Here is a 26,963-nt window from a genome sequence, read left to right as displayed (position 1 = left end):
GAATTGACAAACTCGGAGGTGCGCGTCCTGCTTGGGGCAGGGTTCCGGCAAAGTCGTTTGTGCTGTTCAGTCGGGGATTCCGAGGAGTTGGAGTGGTCGTCGGGGGTTGCGTGCCATGGTGCGCAACCCCTTGGCGATGTTGGTGTGGCCGGTGTGGCGTAGTGCGTTGATGGCGAGGTTGCGCAGGGAGGCCATGACGCGGGGGCCGTTTCGGGTGCGAATGCGGGAGGCGTCCTCGCCGTAGGTGACGTCGCGGACCCAGTGCAGCCGGTTCTCGATCCGCCAGTGGCCCCGCAGCAGGTCGGCGATGCGGGCGGGGTGGGCGTCGTCGCCGGTCAGGCTGGTCACCCCGAGCGCGGCGTAGGCGCCGCGCCTGCCTGTGGCGTGGCAGGTCCGGTAGCGCTCGACGAGGAACGCGTGCGCGGCGTGCGGGAAGTCGACCTCGCCGAAACCGGGGTCTCCGAGCGGGGCGACGCGGACGGTGCGCAATTCGGTGCGGTCATGGCCGCGGTCCCGCGTCACCACGGCGGGGATGTCGTCCCAGGGCAGCGAATCCAGCTGGGTGTAGACCTTCGGCCAGCCGGTCTTGACGGTGAACACGTAGTGCGCGCCGCGCCGGTGCAGGTAGCGGGCATGCGCCCGTTGGGTGTGCAGCGCGTCCGCGGTGACCACCACCCCTGCCAGGTCGACCCCGTCCAGCAGCGGCGCGAACCCGGCCGGCTCGCCGCCGGCGGGAACCTGCCGTTGACCGGCCACGGTCCCGTCCTCGTGACGGAACGCACCCATCAGGTGCACCCCGGACCCACCGCCGGTGCCGAACGTGCCGGCCACCGACTTCCCGTCGACCGCGACCGCCGCCGGCGGGTCGTCCGGGCCGCGGTCGGGAAGCCGCGAGTCCGACCAGGCAGCGATCGCGGTATCGAGCAGATCCCCGTCCACCAGCGACAACACCCGCCGCACCGTGGACTCCTCCGGCGCGGTGAACAGTTCCCGCCACGGATCGAACCGCACCCCGAGCCGCCGCAACACCATCTGCGGCGCGTCGGCGGCCCACTCGGCGATCGCCGCGGACGACCGCGCACCCGCCACCACCGCCGACGCGGCCACCAGCAGGATCGACGACAGCGAATGCCTCACACCCCGACGCCTGCGCGGATCCGGCACCCGCTCCAGCAGGACCCGCAGGTCGGCGACCTGCCCGGCCGGCACCGAGGCCAAGCGCTCCACAACCACGGGCATCGGGCAGGATGACAACGCGGGCACGGCACTCCCAAGATCATGCGACTTCGACAATCACATGATCGACCAGAGCGCCGTGCCCGTCCCACTATCAGCACAAACAACTTTGCCGGAACCCTGCTGGGGTCTGAAACACGACGAGCGGCTCTGGCCCGTAGTCGGTGGTGACTCCGGGTACTTGTCAGTGCAGGAGGATGCGTTGGCGGAGAAGGTCGAAGCTGGCGCGACCGTGCATTTGTCTCATGATTCTCTTGGTGCGGGTGTTGACGCCTTCGGTGCGGCCGTTGTGATAGGGCAAGGTAAGGGCAGCGTCCACTGCGGACCGATCGATCTCGAGACCGTTGGTGAGACTGCGTAGATGCGGCAGGTCGACGGCGCGGGCCGCCGTGATCCACTCGGTGAGTTTCTCGTCGTTGCCCGCGGCCGGTGTCAGCAGGGCTGCGAAGCCGCGCACCAGACTGGCGAGTGCGGTCATCTCCGGGCAGGCCGCGGAGATTTTCTCCAGCAAGGTCGTTTCCTTCGGGCGCGGGTTGTCGGGTTTGGTGAGCAGAAGTCGGCTGGCGTGACGCGAGGTCGTGACGGGACGGTCGCCTTCGGCGCGCCCCTGGTTGAGGTAGCGGACCAGCAGGTTGGCGCTGCCGGTGTAGCCCGACTCCCGGATCTCGGCGAACAGTTGGGTGACGGGGACCGCGGGATCGGCCAAGCGGCGGGCGCGCAGATGGTCGCGATAGGGGTCGACGAGAGTCGGGCGGTAGGTGGGGGCGATGCGCAAGGTTTGGGGTTCGGGCATGCGGGCGTAGCGTTTGACGGTGTTCAGGGCCACTCCGAGGCGGCGTGAGCAGTCGAGCAGGCCGACGCCCTGGCCGAGCAGCTTGTGAACCTTGTTCCAGCGTTCGCGGACGGTCTGCTCGTGGACTCCACCGGGGCGGGGCGGGTTGACCGTGGCCCAACACCCGGCATGCGCCCGAACCTCGACCAAGACCTTGTCGCAGAGATTTCGCCACAGGTGCCAGCGGTCGCTGACCTGCACCGCGTGGGGCAGGGCGCGGCGGACGGCCTCGGCGTAGGTGGCTGAGCCGTCTCGGCATACGACCTCGGCACCGGGATGTTCGCGCAGCCAGGATTCCAGGGTGGCGGCGTCGCGGCCGGGCAGGACCGCGACGCGTCGGCCGGTCTCGGCGTCGATGACGATCGTGGCGTAGCGGTGGCGGCGGCGCAGGGCGAAGTCGTCCACGCCGATCACCCGCGGGACCGTCAGCTCGGGCAGCGGCAGGCGCCGTAGACGGCGCAACGCGGTACTGCGGGACACGGGCATGGCCAACAGGTCGGCCAGGCGAGCGGCCGCCCGACCGCACAACTCTTGCGCCACCTGAGATATCTGCCGGACAAGCCGCACCGTTCGACGCTGGTGGCGCTCCAGCAAACCCGGAACCTGTTCCCGGAAGGTCTGCCGGGGGCAGCTCCGAGCCCGGCAGACCAGCCGCCGGGCGCGCAGGCGCACGACAACCTGGCGGCCGTCGACCGGCACATCCTTCACCGCCCGATGGTGATAGCCGTGCACCTTCGTCGTCACAGTCCCGCACACCGGACACGGCACGGCCACATCCCGAGTGTTGGCCGTGACCACCACCATGCCGCCGTCCTCCGCCACGTTCTGGACGGCCAGCGCCGACAGTCCGGAAAACACCGTTCCCACAAGGGAGTCGACATCCATCACAAGATCATGATTGCGAACGGATACCCGAAGTCACCACCGACTACGGGCCAGAGCCACTCGTTTTACAGTCCCCATCACCGGAGTCACCGCCCACCCGACCCAGGCCTGGACAACGCAGCAAGCCAGGAACCTCGCCGCCGACCTCGGAACGCGCACGGAGCCCCTGCGGTTCCTGCTCCGCGACCGCGACGGCAAGTACAGCCAGACGTTCGACACCGTCTTCCACGCCGACGACCTACGCATCAAGAGCGCACCACAGGCACCGCGGATGAACGCCCACTGCGAACGGGTCGTCGGCACCATCCGACGCGAACTCCTCGACCACATCCTCATCACGGGAGAGGCCCACGCACGACACGTCCTCAGAACCTACGAACACCACTACAACCGACACCGCCCCCACCAGGCCCGCGACCAACTACCACCCGAAGCTCAGCAGCACCCCGCCGCGATACACCCGCCGGGTGCTCCGCACCCGCATCCTCGGCGGCCTTATCAACGAATACACACAGGCCGCCTGACCAGCAGCGATGACTTTTCGAGCAGCACAGGGTTTCAGGGCGGGCGGCCAACTCGTTCACGGTGACCACCTGGCGCTCGTCCCGACGCTGGCACGCCGGTCTCACTCTGAGGGCGACCCAACTTCAATTGCGCCGGACTCAGCATCCACGACCACGACACGCACGGTCTTGAACCGTCCGTTGTGCCTGACCGAGCAACCGAAAACAGTCCCCTCCTTGATTGCCACATTCTCGGGGCAGCTCATCGAATCGCTGCTACCGCCGAGGCCGCCACTCTCCGCCAGGGCTCCGTGCACCCGCTTGCCTAGTTCTTCGCTGTCAAAGGTCATCTGCTGGTGCACCGTGAGAGGCAGGCCAGAGGTCATGGCTCGTACCGTCAGCACCAGGACGCAGACGGCGACCACCACTGCCGACACGGTCACCGCGAAGTGCGCAATCCGACTCATCACCTCCACTTCATAGCCGATCGGCCGTCGTGGCGAGGAGGGGTCGATCGAGAAGGTACCGTTTAGTGATCACCTGCCGGTCACAGACCGGTGGAGTTGAACTTCATCTTTCGCGGCCCCCGCAGGGGGCCGCCTTGATGAAGTGAGGCAACTTTGAACACGGGGACGGCGAGTGCGTGCAGCCCGGCAGCGAAGCCGTAGTCACTCAGTTAGTCACTCACCGACGTGTGAGACGACAGCAAGATCAAGACAAGATCCACAGCCGAACGCAAAAGAGCCCACTGACCAGGCGTTATACCTGAATCAGCGGGCTCTTTCGACCGTCGGGACGACAGGATTTGAACCTGCGACCCCTTGACCCCCAGGGTGGATTGGATCATGACCTGACCTGCGAGAACGTCGAAGTGGCAGGTCACGACGGTGCCGTTGAATGCACCTGAGTCCAGCTCGATCCTGTTGCCCCACCTTGATTTCTGCCAATTTCCTCCCATCTTCCTCCCACTACGCGCCTGTGTCGACCGCAGCGGGCATCGAACGCCTGTCCGTGGTCAAGCAGCAGGGTCAGCAGCAGCGCGGACTCGGTGCTGTTCAGGTCGATGGCCCACCTGATCCGCTCCGCCAGGGCGCACACGTCGCCGATCGCGGTCAACAGCGTGCCCTCGTCGTTGGCGACCCGGCGGGAGAACACCCGCCTACCGTCGGCGTCGACCACGGCCACGTGGTGGTGTTCCCGGCCGATGTCCACCCCGGCCCACAGTTGGGTCAACTCACACCTCTCACCCGCAGGTTCATGATCGTGCCCGCAGACGACCCCGCCGCCAGGTCCCTACACGGCGATCGGTTCGCAGCTCTTAATCAGAGGCCGAGTCCGTCCTGGAGAGGCGGGCGGCGAGTCGACGTGAGCCACACGAACGGCGGACGCCTGAAAGCCATACCCACCCCTCCCGGGGCATCCGGACCCTACGAGCCCGGACAACCAAACGGTAGGGACGCCTGAGCCGGTAGACCTGACCTTCTTGGTCGCGGACAGGCAACGCCAGAACTCGCACAGTCGAGAGAATCGGCAGCGTCCTCGCTCGGGCAACGTCGATCCGGCGGCGTCCGTGCTGTGGCACGACTACGCGTCGCCTTCCTTCGACTACGCCGTCGCCGGCGAGCTGATCCCCATTTCGACCCGATGTTCCCGACCGACTGCCACGGCGTTGATCCCGACCACCTGCTCACCCAGATGCTCGACGTCGGCTTCACCGTCGATCAGAAGGGGGACGACGAGGACGAGGACCGGTACAACGAGCCGATCGTGCGTTCGCTGCTGCTCGCCGAGCACATCACGGGTGTTCTGCCCTCGTTTGACGCACTCACCGGGTCTTGGACCAGCGCGCACATCGAGCCGTGGTTCAGCGACGCGCGCAAGCAGTTGGCGGGCAGGCCGGGCCACGACGGACCCGTGGACGCCTTCGCCGAGGTGCAGCGGCTGACGGATCTGCTCGGCCCGACCGGCACACCGGGCATGGCCGACGCCCTCGCGGCCGCCGAACGTGGCGAGCGGGTCACCGTCACACCGGACAGCCCACTCGGCGAGCACGTCCGCGCACGGCTCACCGAGGCGAAGCGCCTACGGCCGACTTCGTCCTCGGCAAGCTGCACAGCCGGGTCCTGCTCTCCTGGCCACGGCCCGCACACGTCACCGGCCAGGACGTCCTTCACCACCCCAACCACCAGTAGAGCAGAACCCTGACCGATCGTTCAGAGGCAACCAGCTGCGGGTCGTCGAAGTGCTGCTCGCGCCTGACGCCCGTCCTGGGCGTCAGTAGCGAACCCTGCGGTCACCGGAGTATGGGGATTGCCAGGCACCTCAGCCGCGCCCAAAACCGCCCAACCGGGAAGGTTCCGCCCGCTCGACGGGGTAGCGTGAGCCGTGCCCGACGACCTCGACTACTCCCCGCTCGCCGCCCCGGTCGACCCGGCTGCGGCATTGGCGCACGCGAAAGCGAACGGCGACCCCCCGGGCCGCGACATGGCGTGCGGCGCACTCGTGTTCGCCGTGCTTGTCGCCGCCTTCTCCGGTTTCCTGAGCATTCCGCTCAACATGTACCTCACCGGCGCCCATCCGGACGGCGGCATGGGCGTCCGGCTCCTCGGACTGCTGCCGCTGGTGATCGGTCTCGTACTGATCGTCCTGGTCGTCGTCCAGGGCCGCAAAGGTAGCGGGCAGGTGCGGATCGACCACTACCGCATCATGCAGTTCGCCGCCCGCAACGGCATGGGCTACCGGATGAAGGTCAGGGACCCCGAGCAGCCCGCCGGGGTCTTCGACATCGGGAACAACCGCTGCGCCGTCGACGTCGTCAACATCGAAGGGCCACGTCCGATGGAAATAGGCCAGTACCACTACACGGCCGGCTACCACGGCGCGGAAACGTACCACTTGGGCTACGCAACCACCCCTCTCGACGCCCACCTCCCCCACCTGCTGCTGACCTCGCGGGCGAAAGGCACGGGCGTTCGGCACATGTCCGGCGAAGCCATCCTCGGGAACCCCGACCTGCGCGGCCCCGGCACCGAAGCTTTCACAGTCTCCGGGCCGTTCGGCAGGGCCGGGGAGATCCAGGCCCTGCTGGACCGCACCCTCTTCTCCCCCGACCTCCTGGCCCGGTACGCCGAACGCCCGGTCAACATCGAAATCGTCCAGAACCGCCTGTACTTCTTCTCCCCCAAGCCGCTGTCCACCACCGACCGGGAAACCTGGCGCTGGCTCCTCGCCCTGCTCGCCGACACCGCGGAGCGCCTGGAATCCTGAGCGCTGCCCGGGAGCGGGCCCGCGCGGCCGAAGGCGGTGTGGAACGAACATGTCGACGTCGCCGACATCGCTCGAGTGGTGGGGCACCCGCTGCCGGTGTGGCTGCACGGACACCGACACCGAGCAGACCCTGACCTACAACCGAACCTTCACGGTGCCCTACACCGTCACCGCCTGGCCTCTGGCACCAGACGCTGCTGGAGGTGGCGTTGGACTGCGGGATTCCCGGCCAGTAAAGGATTCCGGTGCTCTTGCAAGGAAGTCGGTGACCATGTCGTGGCGGCGCAGAGGCCCGGGCCGATCTTGTGGATGAGTCCGCTGTCGGCCCATCGGAAGAGTTGTCTGTACATGGTGTCGAGGGTGATGTCACCGAAGTGGACCTCGATGTCGCGGGGTCTCCAGAGACGGGTGGAATCTTCCTGCAACAAGACCAGAATCCGGTGCCTGCGACGTTCGGCAGGGGTGATATTGCGGTCGTCCCGGGAAGCGGTGGGCAGAGCGGGCTGCGGATCCGGGGGTTCCAGGACGCTGATGTCGAGGGCGGTGACGGCGCAGCTTCGGTCTGATCTTCCGTCGTCGCGGCGTTCGCTGTAGCGGGAGATCGGGGACCTGACCTTGCGGGTACTCACCCTTGGGCGTCGGGGCGGAAGGAGTGCCGCCAGGAGACGGTGCGCGATGACCCCGAGTTTTCGTTGCTGTCGACGATGATTCCGGCTGCCTGGACGACCAGGTCTCGGGCGGTGTGCAGGGCGATGGTGATCCGCAGCGGTCGGGATCGGTGCCGGGCCGGGATTCCGCGGCGTCGACCATGACGGTGCGCAGGAGTTGGTAGAGCGTGAGCAGGGACCGCATCTCCTGGTCGAGCCCGCCCTGGTCGCCCGAGCGCAGAACACGTCCGGCGGTGATCGTGTGGCGCAGGGCGTAGTACGCCGATTCGTGCTCCCAACGCTGGTGGTAGAGGGCGACCAGGGCGGCGGCCGGGTGGCGACGGGCGTCGAACAGTATCGTGACCAGCCGGTAGGTCCCGGTGAAGGTGGTCCCGCCCGCCACCGTCACGGTGATCTGCGCGTCGATGACCCGCACCTGAGGGCGCCGATCGTCGACAGGTAGGAGCCGTCGACGAGACGGACCAGGACGGGGATGCGCCGGTTGTTGCGCAGCCGGCCCAGGATCCGCGCGCCGGTGGCGGCACCTCGGTGAGGAAGGCGTTGCTGTCGAAACCCTTGTCCCACAACACCAGCATGTCCGGATTCAGAAGGTGTAACAGGCGCCTGGCGTAGTCGGTCTCGCCCTCGCGGGTGGGGCCGAACACCGCCCCGATCAGCGCTCTCGTGCCGGTCTCGACTAGGGTCATCAGCTCCACCAGGGGGTAGCCGCCGTTGCCTGGGGAATCGAGCCAGGCCCGGTTGCGGGCGGTGTCGGGGACCTTGATCGAGCTGCAGCCGTCGAAGGAGACCGTGCGGTAGGACCCGAACCGCACACCGGGCGTGCGAGGTCGGGCCAGCGGCCCGGACAGCACCTCGAACAGCCGGCGCATCGGCACGCCACCGAGTCCGCGACGCAGATCCCGTAAGGCTTTCGCGGACGGTTCGGCCACCGGAAGACCGGCCAGTCCTCCGGCCAGCTTCTGCCAGACCAGTCGGTAGCCGTGTGCCTGCCGATAACCTCATCCATGCAGGTAGAAGACACAGTGCTTGGGGTTCCGAGGCGCTCAGCGGCACGGCTGCCATCCGCTGTGGCATCGACCAGCACGGCATGATGACCGATCGTGCTGCTCCGACTGGCCTACCTCGGTGTGACCAACGCGTTCGCCTTGCTGTGCTTGCTGCCGATAAGCGACCGGGACAAGGACACAGAGATCCTGGCGCTGCGGCACCAGATCACCGTCCTGGAGCGCCAACTCGGAGACGCCCGCCCACGGTTCTCCCCCGGCGACAGGGCATTCCTCGCAGCCCTGCTGCACAGACTCCCGGCTGCCACGCTTCGTCGACTCCGACTACTGGTCCGGCCGGAAACGGTGCTGCGGTGGCACAGGGACCTCATCGCACGCCGCCACGCAGCCATATCCCGACCCAAGAGTCCCGGCCGACCACGGACCATCCGCTCCATCCGGCTCCTGGTTCTGCGTCTGGCGCGGGAGAATCCTGCCTGGGGCTACCGCCGCATCCACGGCGAACTCCTCGTACTCGGCATCACAGTCGCAGCCTCCACCGTCTGGCAGATCCTCAAAGACGCCGGAATCGACCCAGCACCCGAACGCACCTCGACAACCTGGGCGACCTTCCTCCGCTCCCAGGCCGACGCACTCCTGGCCTGCGACTTCTTCGAGACCACCACCCTGAACGGCACCCGACTGTACGTACTCGCGGTGATCGAGCACGCCAGTCGCCGGATCCGCGTCCTCGGCGCCACCGCACACCCCACCGCGTCCTGGGTCACCCAAGCCGTCAGAAATCTCGTCATGGACCTCGAGGAAGCAGGCAGCCCCGCACGGTTCCTGATCCGCGACCGCGACGGCAAGTTCCCCGCCCTGTTCGACACCGTCCTCGCCGACGCGGACATTCAGGTCGTTCTCAGCGGAGTCCGCATCCCGCGGATGAACGCGATCATGGAACGCTGGATCCGCAGCTGCCGCCGCGAGCTTTTCGACCGCACCCTCATCTGGAACCAACAGCACCTGCTTCATGCGCTACGCCAGTACGAGCACTTCTACAACACCCACCGGCCCCATCAAGGCATCGCCAACGCCCGACCGTTGCAGCCGCTGCCACAACCGGCCACCGATCAAGCAACCATCACCCACCTCGACATCCGCCGACGACCGCGGCTAAGAGTCCTCAACGAGTACCACCACGCCGCCTGACCTGCATGGACGACATTTTCGGCAAGCACAGCGGTGTTCCTGGTGGCGGTCGCGCACGACCGGGGACCGCTTTACTGGGGCGGCGTGGCGCTGCTGGGTGCCGTGGTGGGCGCGGTGTACTGGCGGACAGGGCGTCCGGCATGATCCGTGCCATGAATCTCGTCCCGGTCGGCCGGGTGGGCTCCACCCGCACCGAACCCGCCGGTCGTGCCCACGGCTGGAGCCGCGAGCGGGCCTGGATCGACTTGGACGTCGACCGCTTCGGTCCGGAGGCGCTGGTCGGCTTGCACGAGTTCTCCCACCTGGAGTTGGTCTTCCTGTTGGATCGGGTGGACCCGGCCGAGGTGGTGACCTCCCGCCGCCCGGCCTCCCGACCGGATCAGCCGGAGGTGGGGATCTTCGCCCAGCGGTTCAGCGCTCGCCCCAACCGGATCGGCCTGACGCGATGCCGCCTCACCGCCGTTGACGGCACCCGGATTCACGTCGAGGACTGCGATGCCATCGACGGGACTCCGGTGCTGGACATCAAGCCGTGGCTCGCCGAGTACGGTCCTCGCGGTCCGGTGTTCCAACCCGGCTGGGCCACCGATCTGATGGTCGACTACTGGACCTGAAGATTTGCTGCGGCAAGGCCGAAGCCGATGTCCACAACACCACGTACGGCTCAGGTGTTCAGGATCGCGGTCACCAGGCCGGTCACCAGGCCGGTCACCAGGCCGGTCACCAGGCCGGTCACCAGGCCGGTCACCAGGTTCGCCCGTTCGACCATGGTGTCCACCAGCAGGTACTCGTGGTCGGCGTGCGCGCCGCCCCCGACGGCACCGAGGCCGTCCAAGGTCGGCACGCCAAGCGCGGCCGTGAAGTTGCCGTCACTGCCGCCTCCGACCACCACAGCCTCTACGCCGGGCAGCAGCCGTTTCGCGATCGCGAACAGCTCCGCCGCCGCGGACTCGGGCATCGGTGGCCTGCCCACTCCGCCTCGCACCTCGATCGCGATGCCCTCGACGTGCGTGGTCAGGGCCGCGAACGCGGCTTCGACCCGATCCGTCTCTACGGCCGTCTCGACCCGAACGTCAACGACGATCGTGGCCTGCGCGGGCACGACATTGCTCTGCGTGCCGGCCGTCGCGATGGTCGGGGTGACCGTGGTACCCACTTCCGGACGGCTCAACGCATCGATCCGGAGCACCTGGTGGGCGGCCTCGACCAAGGCGTTGACCCCGGCTTCGGGTTCAAGACCCGCGTGCGAAGCCCGGCCGGTGATCAGCACCTCGAACGTGCCGCAACCCTTGCGGCCAGCCTTCAGGCCACCGCCCTCGGCCGCGCCCTCGAACACCAGCACCGCCCCGCACGCCAGTGCGCGCTCCTCGATGAGGGTCCGCGAGGTGTGAGAGCCGTTCTCTTCGTCACAGGTCACCAGTATCTCGACGCCGGTCAGGTCGTCCAGCGCGGCCAGGCCGTGGATCGCCTGCACCAGACCACCGAGCATGTCGCAGACACCAGGGCCGGTCACCCGCCCGTCCTCGACCGCGAACGGGCGACGCGCCAAGGTGCCGAGCGGAACACCGTGTCGTGGTGACCGAGGACCAGCACCCCCGATTCGCCACCACCCGACCAGTGGACGTGCGGACCCGCTGGACCCTCGACCAGCAACGCACGGCCCGGTGCGGTAATGCGGTGCGATCCGGACTGCCTCGGCGGGGTCGCGGGTGGACGGGAACCGCCCTGTCGATCATCGCCTACCAGGTCTTCGCCAGTCCTCAACGTCGTGTACGGACGGGCGGGCCGCACCATCGCGGGGTGCCTCAGCGAGAAGACTCCAGGTGATTGCCAGGCGATGTGAAGACTCTTCGGAACTGGACAGTGACAGACTGTGGCTGTTCTGTCGGTTCGTAGAGAGTAGATAGTTGATGATGCGTCGAATGGCTATTGGCGCGGTCATGTTGGCCGCTGTGTTGAGTACCGCCGTACCGGTCGCCGCTCAAGCCGAGGAACAGAGCGTGGTCGACCAGCTCGCCCGATGCGTAAAAGATAAAGGCGGATCGCTGGAGAACCCGCAACACCTGGCCATGTGCGTCGCTGTTCCCAGTCCCGCCGCGGAAGAAATCGCCACCATGACGCAGTGCGTGGCATCCGCGCCCCAGACGAACATTCTGGCCTATACGGAAGCTCGCGCGAGCTGTATCACTCAGCTCGTGCGCTGATCGGCCGTCAGGCGTCTGCGGCTGCCTGAAGTCACCCGGTCCTGGCTCGACCGTGTGCTCCTTCATTCCGTGCTTGTCTCGGTCCGGTCGTCCTTCCCCGCACGGGAAGGACGACCGCCGACGGCGCGCACGCCCAGCACGCTGGGTAGCCCGCGCAGGGCCTCGATGGCAGTCTTGTCGGTGACCTCGGTCTCGCCGTCCACGAAGGTCACGCCCAGGTCGGGGATGACGAGCTGCTTGTAGCGGGTGCTGGTGAACTTCACGCACCACTCCCGCCGGTCGGGGGTGGCCAGGCCGGTGATCTTCCCGTGCGCGATGTCCGGCCGGTACTCCAGGCAGATCTCGCCGTAGATCTGCGCCCGATCGGAGCTCCCGGTCTTGGCCGGCGGTTCGGACAACAGGAACCCTGTGGGCTTTTCCAGCATCATCGGGGGCACTGGTCGAGCCCGACCGCCTGGACCGTGCCGGTGGGCATGTACAGGTTGAGCATGATCGGCAACCGGCCGAAGTCCGTCTCGATGGTCGTCACCGCCACCCCGTCGACGGTGCGGGTCTCCTCGCGGTAGCTCTTCCTGGTCATCCAGCCCGAACAGCATGAGCACGAGCAGGACCGGCAGAAGCAGAGCGATCACGAGCATGGCGCTCCTGCTTCAGGAGTGATCCGGGAATGCGACGGCACACGCTCCTGGTCAGGTTAGCTCGAACGAGCGAAGGCTTCCCCGAGGCCGTGTCCGTTGGCGGGCTGTACGGTTCTTGAGGTATGAAGTGAAGATCATCGACGTGAGCGTGTTCTGGCGGCAATCGCAGTGGTCGCCGCCGCTGCTGCGGCAGCGCCTGCACACGCTGCGAATGCAACGAGTGCTGCCGGGCACGCAACGATCCGGGCCGTCGACGACACCTGCACGCCGCACACCGACTCCTACAGCGAAGACCGGTGGACCTCGGTGCGCCGGCGCAGCTGCCTGGGCACCGACGGCGGCCCGAACGGCTACTTCCAGGCCAAGTGCTGGCGTGGGCAGACGATCGACTGGAGCCGCCAGAACTGCCAGGTCAACGGTCACTTCGTCATCCGGGACCGCAAGGCAGTGAGGTGAAGAACGGATACATCAACCTGTTCTCGCACGGACTTGTGGAGGAAGGCGCCGGCGCCGCCTTCCGCTTCGGATGCGGCGGGCGCGCCCCACGGCGCGTATACCTTTCACCATCACCGACGCTCATGCTCAGCTGACGGGCAGCTACGCCCACTACCAGCCCGCCAAGATCCCGGACACCACGGTCACGCACACCATGTGCTGAGAAAGTCCACGAGCTGGCCGGGAGCGTTCGCCAGGGCGGTCGGCCTCGGGAAACATGGACACCTCTCCAGCCGCCCGAACGTCAGGTGAGCGCCGGGCGGCTGGATGCGGTTGTCAGGGAGCACCACGGCGTTTAGGACCAGGCGGCTTGCTGAACAGGGTGCGCCGCGCCTCAACAGCCGCTGCAAAATCACCCGAACGTGCCTGTGCAGCAACGCCGTTGCCCTGAGCTACGGACCCTACATTGCACGGCATGATCGATTCTTCTGCCGCCGGCTCCCTGCTTCCTCCGTTCGTCCAGGAGCGCGTGGAGGCTTTCCACGCGGCGGGGATCCGGGGGCGGTGGCATGGCCGTCACATCCTGCGGGGCCGGCGCCTGCCCAGTCCGGGCTCTACGGTGGTCGACAGCAACGACTACCTGCGTCTGGCCGGCGACAAGCGCATCGTGGACGCCGTGGTGGAGTCTTTCGACGCGATGCGGGGAGCGAGGCTGGCCTCGGCGGTGCTGCTGTACGAGGAGCACCCGCAGACCGTGCTGGAGCGGAAGTTCGCCCGCTACCTCGGCTCGGAGGCGGGTGTTTTCACCCAGTCCGGGTACGACGCCAACGTGGGGCTGATGCAGACGCTGGCCGGACCCGAGGTGCCGGTGTACGTGGACATGCTGGCCCACATGTCGCTGTGGGCGGGGGCGAAAGCGGCCGGCGCCCCGGTACGGCCCTTCTTCCACAACGACACGGCTCACCTGCTGCGCCGCATCGAGGAGCACGGGCCCGGAGTGATCGCGGTCGACTCGATGTACAGCGTGTGCGGCAGCCTCGCGCCACTGGCCGCCCTGTGCGATGTCGCCGAGCAGACCGGCTGCGTCCTGGTCGTCGACGAGGCGCACTCGCTGGGCACCCACGGACCCGAAGGCGCGGGCATGGTCGCGCAGGCCGGGCTGACAGCACGGGTGCATTTCCGCACGACGAGCCTGTCGAAGGCGTTCGCCAAACGGGCCGGCTACATCACCTGCCCCGACGAGGACTTCGTCGAGTACTTCAAGATGACCTCCTACCCGGCCGTGTTCGCCTCCACCCTGGTGCCCTCCGACCTGGTACAGATCGCCGCCACCCTGGATGTCGTCCGCCACGACGAATGGCGCCGCACCCGCCTGCACGAAGTCGCCACCACCCTGCGAGAAGGCCTCACCGGCCTCGGGTACAACCTGCGGGGTTCGGGCGCCCACATCATGTCGCTGCCCACCGGTCCGGACGAAACCGTCATCCAGGTACGCGACATCATGGAAGAGCACGACGTGTTCGGATCCGTCTTCTGTCCCCCCGCCACCCCACGCAACCGCACCGCACTACGGCTCTCCCTGCACTGCGACCTCACCGACCATGACCTGGACCGCATCCTCCACGCCAGCGAAGCCGTCCAACCCCTGACCACTGCACGTCACTCCTCCACCTCCTGACTCCACCAGTGAGCACACGCAACACCGAGAGCAAGTTCAGGTCCAGTTGAGGAAGTCCCAGGGCCGCTCGACTCGAGACGGAACGGCCGAGGTGATGACGGGTCCGAGCGACCCGTCACCCAGGCCCCTACTCAGGCGCAGACAGGCCGAATGATGACTCCACCACCAAGCTGCCTGTGCAAAGCCGCTGGTCAGTCCTGTTCCCATCCTTTGGTACTCCCGCCGGGGATTCGAACCTGCGCAGCCATCCGACATGCCGTTGTGCCTGCCGATAACCTCATCCATGCAGGTAGAGGACGCGCGGCACCCAGGGCATCGAGGGGCTCAGGGTCACGGTTGCCATCCGCCGTGGTGTCGGCCAGCACGGCATGATGATCGGCTGTGCTGCTCCGACTGGCCTACCTCGGCGTGACCAACACGTTCGCGTTGCTGCGCCTGCTGCCCATGAGCGACCGGGACAAGGACACGGAGATCCTGTCGCTGCGCCACCAGATCACGGTCCTGGAACGCCAACTCGGAGACGCCCGCCCACGGTTCTCCCCCGCCGACCGGGCCTTCCTCGCGGCACTGCTGCACCGACTCCCGGCGCAAGCGCTTCGTCGACTCCGGCTACTGGTACGCCCGGAGACAGTCCTGCGGTGGCACCGCGACCTCTTCGCCCGCCGCCACGCAGCCCGATCCCGCCCCAAGCGGCCCGGCCGACCACGGACCATCCGCTCGATCCGACTCCTGGTACTACGCCTAACGCGCGAGCACCCCACCTGGGGCTACCGCCGCATCCACGGCGAACTACTCGTACTCGGCATCACAGTCGCCGCCTCCACCGTCTGGCAGATCCTCCAGGACGCCGGGGTCGACCCGGCACCAGAACGCGTCTCCACGACCTGGTCGGCCTTCCTCCGCTCCCAAGCCGACGCGATCCTGGCCTGCGACTTCTTCGAGACCACCACCCTGAGCGGCACCCGCCTTTACGTGCTCGCGGTGATAGAGCACGCCAGCCGCCGGATCCGCGTCCTCGGCGCCACCGCGCACCCGACCGCCTCCTGGGTCACCCAAGCCGCCAGGAACCTCGTCATGGACCTCGAGGACGCGGGTGGTTCCGCGCGGTTCCTGATCCGCGACCGGGATGGAAAGTTCCCCGCCCTGTTCGACGCCGTCCTCGCCGACGCCGGTATCCAGGTCGTCCTCACCGGTGTCCGGATACCGCGCATGAACGCGATCATGGAACGCTGGATCCGCAGCTGCCGACGCGAACTCCTCGACCGCACCCTCATCTGGAACCAACCGCACCTACTCCACGCCCTACGCGAGTACGAGAAGTACTACAACAACCACCGCCCCCACCAAGGCATCGACAACGCCCGACCACTACGCGCCCTGCCACCAGCCGTCACCGATCAAGCAGCGATCACCAGACTCGACGTCCGCCGACAGCAACGACTGGGCGGCATCCTCAACGAGTACCACCACGCCGCCTGACCTGCACGGACGACATTTTCGGCAAGCACAGGGCGTGGCCGGCTTGGGTGTGCAGGGCGTCGGCGACGAACACCACGCCCTCCAGAGTGCCCACGACCTTGTGGACGGCGTCGAGAAGCGGTGTGAACGCGGGGATCTCGTTCGATTTCGCGTCCACGGTGACCTGGGCCAGGACGATGCCGCTGTCGGTGTCCAGTGCGGAGAGCAGGTGGACCTGGCGGCCGTCGTCGAGGCGGGCGCCGCGCAGGGTCTTGCCGTCCACGGCGATGACGTGGCGGTATCGGCGTGGACGGACCGGTGGTGATCGCCGCGCGCGGGTGGTGAGCCAACCGGCGAGGACGGTGGCCAACAGGTCGGCGTCGAGGCGGGTCAACAGCCGCCACATCGTTGTGCCGGAAGGGATGCGATCGAAACCGAGCCGGTCACGGGCATGGCCGTCGAGATCCTGCAGCCAGTCGTTGATCGCCGCGAATGACGACGCCCCGGCCAGGACCGCGCAGACCGCGACCGTGAGCAGCGCCGACAACGGGTAACGGATCCCACGCGGATCACGCGGATCCGGGACCTTCGCCAAGGCGTCCAGCAGACCACCGTGCTCACCATCGGTGACAGGCGCTGCCGGGCCGTCGACGGAGGGTGTCGTGACGGTCAGTGCGGTGATGAGAGATGATGCCATCGGCGGGTGGGGTCTTCCTCGGAGTCGTGAAGCGTCGCAACTCCATGATCACCGATGCGATCCCACCCGCTGCCATCGCCTCCGCGAAGGCCCTTCACGCCCCAAACTCCCAGCTCAGCGCATTGCTGTCTGACTACGCAATCGCCCTGGCAACTCACCCCAGCACGACCGGACCACCCCATTGCAGAACCGGGCTACACGTCGATACGCCGCCGACCAGTCCTCGGCGGCCTCATCAACGAGTACGAGCCCACGGCAGCCTAACCGCAGGTCAAACCATGTAGCTGGCTTTTGGCACCCCACAGGCCTTGGGTCAAGCCCAGTCACCAATCAAGCAGCGGTCACCCGACTCGACATCCGCCGACGACAACGACTCGGCGGCATCCTCAACGAATACTACCACGCAAGCCTGACCAGCACGGACGACATTTCGGCAAGCACAAGACCAACACTCAGAGCGTGTCAGTCAGCTTAGAGCGCAGGAGCTGGACGAATTCATTGCTCCTCGCCCAAATCCTCACGTATGCGGAAAGACCGAGGCGCATCCGCGACCAAGTCGAGCATGCATGAACCGCAGAGACCTCGTTGGCGAACCACCTCAAATGGTTTCCGGAAGCCTCAGAGACCACATCCAACGAGCCAGCGAGGGACTCCGAAACACGCGAAAGGAAGTCAGCGTCATCAGTTTTCGAATCATATACGATCTCGGTCACCGACATCGATGCCGCTACGGAGGCAAACATTGCATCGCATTCGATCAGCGAGTCGAGGTTGGCGAATTCTTTCACATAGTTGCCATCAAAACCGATCAACACCCCACCTTGGAGGTCGATGGACGCGCCTGCTGGACTTCCCGACGCCACAGCGTACTCTATTTCGAGAGGTTCATCAGCATTTTCCGGATCACACATCGGCGAGAAAACGACAGGGCCGTCGAACAGGCCACTTCGGTACGCAAGACCACCCCACCGCCTCTGCACACTCTCGACCAGCGAGACTACATCGCCGTACTGCCCTGGCCCGAATACATCGACGAGGTGACGCCGCAACTCGTCGCCAGTCAAGCCGACGTCGTATGAGATCCTTTCAGCATGTGCTTCGAGAAATTCGACGGCCCGCTTCGACAGGCCTCCGGGGTCATCCAGGACAAAACCGCGCAACTCCATGAGCCTTCTCACATTCCAAATTCAGCCAAGAACCGCTGGCAGCTCGGACACGGCGCCATGACCTGCTTGTGAAGCGCCGCGCCGATCCTCTTCGATTTAATCCCCATCGTTGTAACCGATACCGGAGCGGACCCTAATTCTACGACACGTGCAACGCCGCTCACTTCACTGCATCCTGCATGTGCATGACCACAAGCTTCCAATGCCGCTTGAACCTGCACCGGAACGACTCCAGGAGCACCCGCCCGACTGTGCACGGCTATCAGCAGCCCGGATGGCCGTTCACCCACGGTTTCGCTGACGGTGCCAGGCCGCTGACGTCGGGGTGTGGATGCGGAGATGTCGTCCACCATCTCCTCCAATCGCTCTACGGTGCCGTCGCCGCAGTTGTGGACCAGGATGTCCTCGCCGCCAACCGCGACGTAGTAAGTGTGGACACCTTCGACCGTGAGGTCGTACACCGGCTCGAAGCGGGCATACCGCTGGACTTCCGTGACGACGGGGGCCGTATCGTCCGTCGAAGTCAGCACTTGGCCGGGTTCGAGGTCGCCGATGTTGACGAAGCGGCCTTCGGCGTCGACCCAGACCGGGTGCCATGACGTCGCGTCCACGGTGCCGGTCGTGCCGTCCTCCGAGGCGACGGTGAGGCGGGTCATGTCGTCTTCGTCGTTGTGGACGATGGTGGCGACGACGTCGCGGTCGGTGGTGTCGCCGGTGGTCGGGTCGGTTGCCTTGACCTTGTCGCCGATGTCGACTTCGGAGATCGGTTTGGTCGATCCGTCGGCCATCAGCACCAGGGTCGTGGCGACGAAGCTGTGCAGGGAGCAACTTCCCCCGGCCGAGTCGCCGACCTTCTTGAACTTCTCGGCCGCGACTCTCTGCAGGTTCTCGTTGATCGAGTGGACCCGGCGCAGCACACCACGGGCCTTGTCCACGACCGACGACAGCCGACTCACGGCCTTGACCGCGTTGTAGCCCGCTTCGAGGATCTTGCCGACCTTGCCCCACGGCACCAGACCCGCGACCATCCCGCCGCAGGCCCAGATGTCACCCTTGGTGAAACAGTCGACGATGTCGTTCCACCCGGAGATCTCCTTCAAGGCCTCCCAGGCGACCTCCTTGATCACATCCCACTTCGTCTTGTGCGCGTCGGCCAGGGCCTTGGCGTAGTCCGCCTCGCTGATCCCCGCCTCCGCCATCGCCCTGCGGCGATTGGAGTCCACCCATGCCTGCTGCTGCTGAGCCGCCCGCGCACGACCGGTGTAGACCTCCACCTCGTCGGCCCAGTTCGGCCCGCGGATGCTCGTTTCCTTGCCACCACAACGCACACCGTCAGGACCGCAGTCGTGCAGCAGACCGGTCGGGTCGCTGAACGTCACCGGACTGTTGTTCGCGTACGCATAACCGTTCAGCTGCTGCGGATCGTTGTTGTCGATGATCGGATCGGCCGACAGGAACCTCCCGGCAGCCGGGTCGTACTGACGCGCACCGACCGTGACAAGACCCGAATCATCGTTGCGCCCGCCGACGAAACCCAGCCGGTCCGGCCACGACGACGGCGCCGCCCCGCGCAGAGCCCCATACGGGGTCTGCCGCCGCTGCGACACCTCCATCGACACCGGCGTGATCGACACCTGGTTCGTGCCCTGGTGATCGGGCGTGATCCACTTCAAGCCGGTCACGCTGTTGCGCACCGCCACGACATGGCCGTTGTGGGTGTACCACCGGGTCCACGACGGAGTCGACGTACCCGTGTCCAGCCGGATCTCCTGGCCGAACACGTACAACGTCGTCGCGGACGGCTCACGGCTGATCAGCCGCGACCCGTCGGCGTCATAGAGGAAACCTGGCCTCGATCACCGGCCGCGCCGCGATCCAAACGATCAAAATGTGGACCTCCCGATAGGAGCTGGCTCCGCGCAAGCGGTTCACCATGTCCCGGAGATCGCCAGTAGAGCCCAGCAAGACAACGGTGGGCCACAGAAGGGCTGCATCACCGACAACCCAGCCATCGGCTACTGATAGAGAACTACTCCAGCATCTCCGGCCGGTACCACGACTGACCCTTGAGCCATTCGCCGTATCGGAAATAGATGCGCGCTACCCCATCCCGATCACCCTTCTGCTCAAAGAACTCGTCCAGCAAGCGAAAGAGTCCATCAAGCCGGAATTTGTCGCTCTCCCCATCAGCCGATTTCAGGTCAGCCACGCGTTCTTCTGCGGCAACTGCTCGCAACACCAACGCCGGCCAAGCGAGATTATGTCCACCATCGAGCCGGACGATTAGCCACTCCCTGAACCCCGTGAGCATGACGCCCGAGGTTCCCGCATCGCAACCCAAAACGTAGGCAACTGCCGCCCCATAGCTACCGTCGAGCCCATGAAGTAGAGGCCTCCGGTAGACAGATTGACAGAGTTCTCGATAGCTCATCGTCCGCCTCAGAATGGAAACTCGTTCGGGAACAAGTCGGGCAACAACGCCTTGTACTCATCGATAGGTAGACCGGTACGCACGGTGAACCCATCATAGACTCTGCCATCGCGAACGACGACTTCATGATGCCTCCACATGCTGTCCTGACCACGGTACCGGCCCAAAAATCCGCCAGGAATTGGAGACTCGATGCGCCGAATGTCGCCGCCAATCTGCTCTTGGATGCTTCGAGCTACCGCCTCGCATCCAGTTGAGCCACAAATCTCTGATTCAGGGCGCGGCTCCCAATCCGGGCCGAGGTCGCCGTCGCAGGGTCCAGAGTTGTGGACAAGGATCGGGGCGTTCCCAGCAACCACATAGTAGGTGTGCACCCCGTCGACGGTCAGGTCGTAGACCGGTTCGAAGTGGGTGTAGCGGTCGACGTCGGTGACCTTCGGCGAGGTGCCGTCGGTCGACGTGAGGTGCTGGCCGGGTTTGAGGTCGCCGATGTTGACGAAGCGGCCTTCGGCGTCGACCCAGACCGGGTGCCACGAGGTGGCGTCCACGGTGCCGGTCGAGCCGTCTTCCGAGGCGACGGTGAGGCGGGTCATGTCGCCTTCGTCGTCGTGGACGATGGTGGCGACGACGTCGCGGTCGGTGGTGTCGCCGGTGGCCGGGTCGGTTGCCTTGACCTTGTCCCCGATGTCGACCTCGGAGATCGGTTTGGTCGATCCGTCGGCCATCAACACCAGGGTCGCGGCGACGAAGCTGTGCGTGGTCGGGCAACTACCGCCGGAGCCGCCGACCTTCTTGAACTTGTCGTCCGCGACCTTCTGCAGGTTCTCGTTGATCGAGTGGACCCGGCGCAGCACACCACGGGCCTTGTCCACGACCGACGACAGCCGACTCACGGCCTTGACCGCGTTGTAGCCCGCTTCGAGGATCTTGCCGACCTTGCCCCACGGCACCAGACCCGCGACCATCCCGCCGCAGGCCCAGATGTCACCCTTGGTGAAACAGTCGACGATGTCGTTCCACCCGGAGATCTCCTTCAAGGCCTCCCAGGCGACCTCCTTGATCACATCCCACTTCGTCTTGTGCGCGTCGGCCAGGGCCTTGGCGTAGTCCGCCTCGCTGATCCCCGCCTCCGCCATCGCCCTGCGGCGATTGGAGTCCACCCACGCCTGCTGCTGCTGAGCCGCCCGCGCACGACCGGTGTAGACCTCCACCTCGTCGGCCCAGTTCGGCCCGCGGATGCTCGTTTCCTTGCCACCACAACGCACACCGTCAGGACCGCAGTCGTGCAGCAGACCCGTCGGGTCGCTGAACGTCACCGGACTGTTGTTCGCGTACGCATAACCGTTCAGCTGCTGCGGATCGTTGTTGTCGATGATCGGATCGGCCGACAGGAACCTCCCGGCAGCCGGGTCGTACTGACGCGCACCGACCGTGACAAGACCCGAATCATCGTTGCGCCCGCCGACGAAACCCAGCCGGTCCGGCCACGACGACGGCGCCGCCCCGCGCAGAGCCCCATACGGGGTCTGCCGCCGCTGCGACACCTCCATCGACACCGGCGTGATCGACACCTGGTTCGTGCCCTGGTGATCGGGCGTGATCCACTTCAAGCCGGTCACGCTGTTGCGCACCGCCACGACATGGCCGTTGTGGGTGTACCACCGGGTCCACGACGGAGTCGACGTACCCGTGTCCAGCCGGATCTCCTGGCCGAACACGTACAACGTCGTCGCGGACGGCTCACGGCTGATCAACCGTGACCCGTCGGCGTCGTAGAGGTACGTGGATGCCTTGCCGTCCGCGTTGACGACCCGTGACAGTTGGCCCTCGGCGTTGTACTCCAGCGTCTGGGTGTCGCCGCCGATCTTGCGCGACGTGGTGCGCCCGGACGTGTCGTAGGCGAAGGTGTCCACCGAGGTGCCGTTCGGCCCAGTGGTGGTGACAGTCCGCGCGGTGTGGGGCTGTGCCGCGCCCGCAGCCGGGTAGGTGGTGGTGCGGACGGTGTTGCCGGCCGAGGCGTGCGTGGTCTCCGTCAGACGGTTGCCGGTCTTGTCGAAGGTCCACGAGTGCCAGTACGGCGCCGGACCGCCCAACGACGTCGCGGACCGGGCCGTGGCGCAGTCGCCCGACGACGGGGTCCACGCCTGGGTCAGCCTGCGCAGGTGGTCGTAGCCGTAGCACTGCGTATCCGCAGTGCCGCCTTCCGGCGTGTTGGCGACCTTGGTGATGTTGCCCGCGGCGTCGTAGGTGTAGTTGTAGTCGGCGACGCGGTTCCCGGTGGTCGTCTCGCGGCCGATGATCGTCCGCTCCAAGCGGCGTGATCCGAGCGTGTAGGTGTTGGTGACCTGCACGTTCTTGACGCCGAGCGCCCCGCTGCCGTAGTTCTCCTGGAGCACCTCGCCGAAGCTGGAGTAGCTGGTGGAGGAGACGTAGGCCTCCGCACCGCTTGTGTTGTCGAGCAGCCCGTTCGCCGTGTTGTAGTAAGACGTCACGGTCTCGCCGGCCACGATCTGGCGACCGCCGGAGTTGACCGCCTTGCGGACGAACGAGGCCGGCTTGCCGGTGGAGGTGTAGGTCTGCGCCACCTCGTAGGTGGTGCCCAGCACGCCTTCCTTGGACGCCGGGATGATCACCTTCTCTCCCGTCGCACGCCCCGCCGCGTCGTACCCGGTCGGTTTGCGAAGGTAGGTGGCGCCGTCGACGAACCGGCGCGACGCCGCGGGCATCCCTACACCGCCGAGGATGGTGTCGTACTCCCACTCGGCGAGCTTCGTTCCGGTGGTCGATCCCTCGTAGCGGGCCTTCGGGCGTCCGAGGACGTCGTAGGTGTTGGTGATCGTGCGGCCGTGCGAGTCGGTGCTGCTCAGCACTTGGCCGGCCGCGTTGTAAACCATGGTGCTGCGGCCCGCGTCGGGGTCGTCGGTCGCGACGACCCGACCACGCAGGTCGTAGGTGTACCGCCACACGTTGCCCACGGGGTCGGTCACCGTCGAGAGCTGGCCGGCCGCGGTGTAGGCGTACTTCGTGGCGTCGTAGGAGCTGTCGGGCCCCGCGGTGTGCTGCCGCTTTTCGAGCGTCCGGCCTTGCGCGTCGTTGATCAGCGTCGTGGTGGTGCCGCCCTTCGGCGGGGTGGTGACCACGCGGTCGCCGCCGTAGACCGTGGTGGTGCTCCACTGGGCGATCGCCAGCTTGCGGAAGGTCGCGGTGGTGGGCCGCCCCATTCCGTCGTACTTGGTGAGGGTCTGGCCGGGCACTTCGTTGTCGTAGACGCTGCCGAGGGTTCCGCCCGGTGCGCTGTCGTTCCAGTAGACGCCGTTCTTCTTGTACGGCAGGCCGCGCGAGTCGTAGAACGTGTCGGACATCTGGCGACCGCCGTTGGGCGCGGGCACCTGCGTCTGCCGTTCGCGGAGCATGCCGTCGTAGAGCGTGTAGGCAGCGAGGTACTCGTAGTTGTCCTGCAGTTGCTTGGACACCACGACGCTCGGCTTGTCGTTGTTGTACTGGTACTCGAACACGGCGTCGGCCTTGCGCGTGGCTTTGTCGTGGCCCGGCGTCCACGCCGCGACGAGCCGACCGAGCGCGTCGTGCTGGAGGTCGGCACGCCGGTTGTTGGCGTCGATCGTGGCCACGGACGTGCCCCACGCCGGGTCCACCAACGCCTTGGTGACGTGGCCCAGCGCGTTGGTGCTGGTGATCTCCCGCACCGGGCCGTCGGGCGGGGTGTAGGCGGTGGACGTCTTCTGGCCGTTGGAGTCATAAACGTCCAGCGGCCGGCCGTACGGGTCGTAGGAGGCGGTCGAAGCGACCACCCACGACTGGCCCGACGCGTCCCACTTGTCCAGCGCCTCGACTTTGGTGATCAGACCGCGGGTCGGCGGGACGCCCAGCGCCTGGTCGTCGTAGTACGACCGGGTCAGCGACTGGATCGTCGCGGCGGAGGCGGTGACGGCACAGGTGCCGCTGACGGTCTCCACCTGCTGCGCGAACGACAGGATCCACGCCGCCTCGTTGCGCGCGTACGTGCTGCGGGTGCAGGACTCGTCGCCGGTGACCGCCAGGTCGCCGTGGTCTTCGGTGCGGACGGCGATGCCCTCGGCGTTGAACGCCTTGTCCACGCGCGTACGCCGCCACGTGCCGTCCGACAGCTTGGTCCGTCCGCGCACGGAGACGATACCGTTGACGAAAGCCTTGTTGCCCAACGTGTCCGTGGCCGAGGGGGTATCGGGCATCCAGGGGTCGTTGACCGACGCCGACGCCAGGTCCCCGGCGTTGTACTGCCGGGTCTCGCGGAGGAACCCTCGGAGGCGGTCCACGTCGCGGACCGGTTCGCCCTCGCTCGTGGAAACCCACGCCTCACGGACGCCGGACGGCAGCTTGTCGCCGTCCATGCCGCGTCCGTAGACCTCCTCGGTGACGCTCTGCGTCTCCGAGGCGTCGCCCTTGATCGTGCGGACCGTGCCGTAGCCGCGCCACTGCGACCACGTCCGCCGCGTCGGTTCGGCGAACTCGGCCTCGTCGAAGTGCCAGGCCGGGTCGCCGACGTACTCGTACTTGGTCTTGACCAGGCTGGAGGCACCGGTCCGGTCGTCCTCGGTGACGGCGACCACGACGTACTTGTGGAACCAGTCGAGGATCGGTTCGTGCGCGCCTTCGGGCGTCCACCACGTCGGGTAGCAGCGCAGTACGTTCGACTCCGGCGCCGAGGGCATCCTGCTGCCGCGCACGCAGTCCTGAGCGCTGTACTCGACCTGGGTGTGGCCGCCGGCCTCGCCGGTGATCGCGTCGATCCGGTAGCGGGTGATCGGGGGGTAGTTGTCGCTGCTGTTGTCGACCCGGTTGTCCATCGCCTTGTGCGTGAACACCTTCGGCGGCAGCGCGACAGTGCCGCCCACCAGTCCGGTGTGGACGATGGACTTCAGGTTCATCGCCGGGGCGAGGCCGTCACCGGTCTTCAGGAACTCGTGCTGCAGCGACCACACATCGACGTTCTGGAATGTCGATGCGCCGTTGGCCACCCGGGTGACGACCTTGGTCAGCTTCTTGCGGGTGAAAAACGATGGCGTCAGCCTGTTCGTGCACTGCTGCCCCGCGTCGCAGATCTGGTCGAACGGCACGTCCGGCCAGGACGACGCCGTCGACGCGTTCAGCTGCGACGGAGCACACGTCACCGCACCACCGGGGACACACCGCTCACCGGTCTCGAAGGTGACGTGCGCCCCGGGGTGGGCGAACGCAATGTCGACGCGCAGGCCGTACTTGACCTGGTGCAGCCAACCGCCGCGGATGTAGGGCGTGCCCTTGGCCGGGTCGCTGTTGCGGCCGTAGTGGTTGAGCTCCCGGCCGTAGGAGTACGTGATGACGTTGCCGTGCGGATCGACCGAGTAGTCCAGGTTCCACCGGTACGCCTGCTGGCACCACGACGCGTCGAACGTCGCCTGATGGCACGGTTCACCGGCGTTGTTGCCGAACACCGGCACGGTCCACGTCGACTGCGTCTCGGGGTTGCCCGTGGTCCAGCCCGGCAGGCGGTTCAAGCCGAGGAAGTACTCGGTGCCGTCGGTGGTGGTGACCTTCCAGTGCTCACCGTTGTTGTCGCCGTTGGCGGCGCCGTACATCCGCTCGACCCGTGCGCCGTCGTCGTTCTGCGCGCGCCAGGTGTTCGTGCCCGGGATGTTGACGAGCTTCCCGGACACGCCGACGAGGCTGATCGTCGCGTTGTCGGTCGCCCAGCACTGGTCACCGGTCTTGGTCTGCCCGTTGTTGCCACCCAGGTCCAGGCCGCACGGCTTGTACTGCCGCTCGATGAACCCACCGGGCGAGATGTCCCAGCCGTCACCCGCCCAGGAGGCCTGGTTGTTCGTCGACGACGTGCGCCCGTCCAGGCTCTGCGCCGAGTACCCCAACGACACCGACGGCGTCCCACCACCGATCGACGGCGGCACCCGCATCGGGTAGCCGTAGGTGAAGTCACCCGACGAGCCGCCCGCGCTCCACGACCCCGCCGGGGCCAGCGACGTCGCCGCGTACGAACCGGCGCTGCCGGAAGCCGACGCCACCGCGGCGAACACCATCGGCTCCGACGACGCCAACGTCGTGGTGCCGGACAACGCGCCGGCCTTGATGTTGTTCGCCGCGCCCTCCACCGGCGTCTCGACCCGGCACTCCTGCTTGTCCGGTGTGGACAGGGCACAGGCCGGCAACGACACCAGCTTCAGCCGTGCCCCGTAGTCGCCGCCGAACCCTGACGCGAACGACCGGTAGTCCACGGTCACGTCCAGCGGTGTCCCGACTGCCCCGCCTGCGTCGGCGAGGCTGAACACCACCGCGGACTTCCGGTCGTGCACCTCGACCTGGACCTTGCCAGTGGCAGCCACACGAGCTCCCGCACGTGCGGCCCGGTTCGGACCTACGGCGATCGGCGTGCCCTCGGCGCGGATGGGCGTTCCCGCCGCACGTGCCGCGGCCTGCGCGGGCGTCCCGCCCTTGCCCGCGAAGTCCACCTCGGACTTCCTCGCGGCCGGCCACGTCGCCTTCGCCGCCTCCTTCACCACCGCGGCGGAAGCCGGGTCCGGCGGCTGTGGGCGGACGGACACGGACGCCGTCGCAACCGACTTCTCCTTCTGGAGTTCGGTCACCTCCCACCCGTTCTCATCGGCTGGTGCCGCCACCG

Annotated in this window: 21 protein-coding genes; 9 read left to right on the top strand and 12 right to left on the bottom strand. The window is 66.8% G+C overall.

Annotated elements, in window-relative coordinates:
- Positions 1-66 precede the first annotated feature (66 nt).
- Positions 67-1,239: an ISAs1 family transposase gene (locus ACRAKI_RS09620; RefSeq protein ID WP_447006707.1), complete on the bottom strand. Its 1,173-nt coding sequence runs from the start codon at positions 1,237-1,239 to the stop codon at positions 67-69.
- 181 nt (positions 1,240-1,420) lie between these two features.
- Positions 1,421-2,956, bottom strand: coding sequence for an ISL3 family transposase (locus ACRAKI_RS09615; protein ID WP_447006706.1), 1,536 nt, complete (start codon positions 2,954-2,956; stop codon positions 1,421-1,423).
- Positions 2,957-3,224: 268 nt separating this feature from the next.
- On the opposite strand from ACRAKI_RS09615, the gene ACRAKI_RS09610 reads away from it, so the two are divergent.
- Positions 3,225-3,542: an integrase core domain-containing protein gene (locus tag ACRAKI_RS09610; RefSeq protein WP_447008371.1), complete on the top strand. Its 318-nt coding sequence runs from the start codon at positions 3,225-3,227 to the stop codon at positions 3,540-3,542.
- 36 nt (positions 3,543-3,578) lie between these two features.
- On the opposite strand, the gene ACRAKI_RS09605 is transcribed toward ACRAKI_RS09610, so the two are convergent.
- Positions 3,579-3,923: a DUF4333 domain-containing protein gene (locus ACRAKI_RS09605; protein WP_447006705.1), complete on the bottom strand. Its 345-nt coding sequence runs from the start codon at positions 3,921-3,923 to the stop codon at positions 3,579-3,581.
- 412 nt (positions 3,924-4,335) lie between these two features.
- Positions 4,336-4,689, bottom strand: a complete 354-nt coding sequence (locus tag ACRAKI_RS09600) for an IS110 family transposase (protein ID WP_447006704.1) — start codon at positions 4,687-4,689, stop codon at positions 4,336-4,338.
- 411 nt (positions 4,690-5,100) lie between these two features.
- Between ACRAKI_RS09600 and ACRAKI_RS09595 the strand changes: the two genes are divergently transcribed.
- The 4 genes from ACRAKI_RS09595 (at position 5,101) to ACRAKI_RS09580 (ending at position 10,200) form a co-directional block, all read left to right on the top strand.
- A complete protein-coding gene (locus ACRAKI_RS09595; protein WP_447006703.1) occupies positions 5,101-5,661 on the top strand; it encodes a DUF6461 domain-containing protein in 561 nt (186 codons plus the stop codon).
- A 180-nt stretch (positions 5,662-5,841) separates the two neighbouring features.
- Positions 5,842-6,723, top strand: a complete 882-nt coding sequence (locus ACRAKI_RS09590; protein WP_447006702.1) for a hypothetical protein — start codon at positions 5,842-5,844, stop codon at positions 6,721-6,723.
- A gap of 1,768 nt (positions 6,724-8,491) precedes the next feature.
- Entirely contained in the window at positions 8,492-9,586 is a 1,095-nt protein-coding gene (locus tag ACRAKI_RS09585; protein WP_447006701.1) for an integrase core domain-containing protein, read from the top strand.
- 152 nt (positions 9,587-9,738) lie between these two features.
- A complete protein-coding gene (locus tag ACRAKI_RS09580) occupies positions 9,739-10,200 on the top strand; it encodes an SAM-dependent methyltransferase (RefSeq protein ID WP_447006700.1) in 462 nt (153 codons plus the stop codon).
- 50 nt (positions 10,201-10,250) lie between these two features.
- Here the strand turns inward: ACRAKI_RS09580 and ACRAKI_RS09575 are convergent, their stop codons facing one another.
- Complete coding sequence (locus ACRAKI_RS09575; RefSeq protein ID WP_447006699.1) at positions 10,251-11,135, bottom strand: M20/M25/M40 family metallo-hydrolase; 885 nt, start codon at positions 11,133-11,135, stop codon at positions 10,251-10,253.
- 373 nt (positions 11,136-11,508) lie between these two features.
- Here ACRAKI_RS09575 and ACRAKI_RS09570 point away from each other — a divergent pair, with 373 nt between their 5' ends.
- Complete coding sequence (locus ACRAKI_RS09570; RefSeq protein WP_447006698.1) at positions 11,509-11,790, top strand: hypothetical protein; 282 nt, start codon at positions 11,509-11,511, stop codon at positions 11,788-11,790.
- A gap of 62 nt (positions 11,791-11,852) precedes the next feature.
- Here ACRAKI_RS09570 and ACRAKI_RS09565 read toward each other — a convergent pair whose 3' ends face one another.
- Together ACRAKI_RS09565 and ACRAKI_RS09560 are read right to left on the bottom strand one after the other, a co-directional pair.
- Positions 11,853-12,188 (bottom strand): SU10 major capsid protein, encoded by a 336-nt coding sequence (locus ACRAKI_RS09565; protein ID WP_447006697.1) that lies wholly within the window; start codon positions 12,186-12,188, stop codon positions 11,853-11,855.
- A 26-nt stretch (positions 12,189-12,214) separates the two neighbouring features.
- The gene (locus tag ACRAKI_RS09560; protein WP_447006696.1) at positions 12,215-12,370 is read right to left on the bottom strand and encodes an SU10 major capsid protein; all 156 of its coding nucleotides are present in this window, start codon (positions 12,368-12,370) and stop codon (positions 12,215-12,217) included.
- Between the two features lie 364 nt (positions 12,371-12,734).
- Between ACRAKI_RS09560 and ACRAKI_RS09555 the strand changes: the two genes are divergently transcribed.
- The 3 genes from ACRAKI_RS09555 (at position 12,735) to ACRAKI_RS09545 (ending at position 16,020) form a co-directional block, all read left to right on the top strand.
- Positions 12,735-12,884 (top strand): hypothetical protein, encoded by a 150-nt coding sequence (locus tag ACRAKI_RS09555; protein ID WP_447006695.1) that lies wholly within the window; start codon positions 12,735-12,737, stop codon positions 12,882-12,884.
- A 454-nt stretch (positions 12,885-13,338) separates the two neighbouring features.
- Entirely contained in the window at positions 13,339-14,541 is a 1,203-nt protein-coding gene (cqsA, locus tag ACRAKI_RS09550; RefSeq protein ID WP_447006694.1) for an alpha-hydroxyketone-type quorum-sensing autoinducer synthase, read from the top strand.
- 381 nt (positions 14,542-14,922) lie between these two features.
- Positions 14,923-16,020, top strand: coding sequence for an integrase core domain-containing protein (locus ACRAKI_RS09545; RefSeq protein WP_447006693.1), 1,098 nt, complete (start codon positions 14,923-14,925; stop codon positions 16,018-16,020).
- On the opposite strand, the gene ACRAKI_RS09540 is transcribed toward ACRAKI_RS09545, so the two are convergent.
- From ACRAKI_RS09540 to ACRAKI_RS09520, 5 genes are all read right to left on the bottom strand, one after another.
- Positions 15,995-16,594: an ISAs1 family transposase gene (locus ACRAKI_RS09540; RefSeq protein WP_447006692.1), complete on the bottom strand. Its 600-nt coding sequence runs from the start codon at positions 16,592-16,594 to the stop codon at positions 15,995-15,997. The genes ACRAKI_RS09545 and ACRAKI_RS09540 overlap by 26 nt on opposite strands.
- Before the next feature lie 554 nt (positions 16,595-17,148).
- Positions 17,149-17,862, bottom strand: a complete 714-nt coding sequence (locus tag ACRAKI_RS09535; protein WP_447006691.1) for a hypothetical protein — start codon at positions 17,860-17,862, stop codon at positions 17,149-17,151.
- Positions 17,863-17,870: 8 nt separating this feature from the next.
- On the bottom strand, positions 17,871-19,643 hold the full coding sequence (locus ACRAKI_RS09530; RefSeq protein ID WP_447006690.1) for an RHS repeat-associated core domain-containing protein: 1,773 nt from the start codon (positions 19,641-19,643) through the stop codon (positions 17,871-17,873).
- A 248-nt stretch (positions 19,644-19,891) separates the two neighbouring features.
- Positions 19,892-20,173 (bottom strand): hypothetical protein, encoded by a 282-nt coding sequence (locus ACRAKI_RS09525; RefSeq protein WP_447006689.1) that lies wholly within the window; start codon positions 20,171-20,173, stop codon positions 19,892-19,894.
- 128 nt (positions 20,174-20,301) lie between these two features.
- The gene (locus ACRAKI_RS09520; protein ID WP_447006688.1) at positions 20,302-26,928 is read right to left on the bottom strand and encodes an RHS repeat-associated core domain-containing protein; all 6,627 of its coding nucleotides are present in this window, start codon (positions 26,926-26,928) and stop codon (positions 20,302-20,304) included.
- Between the last annotated feature and the right edge of the window lie 35 nt (positions 26,929-26,963).

Source organism: Saccharothrix isguenensis (genome assembly GCF_052936305.1).
This window is presented reverse-complemented; position numbering and strand designations above follow the sequence as displayed.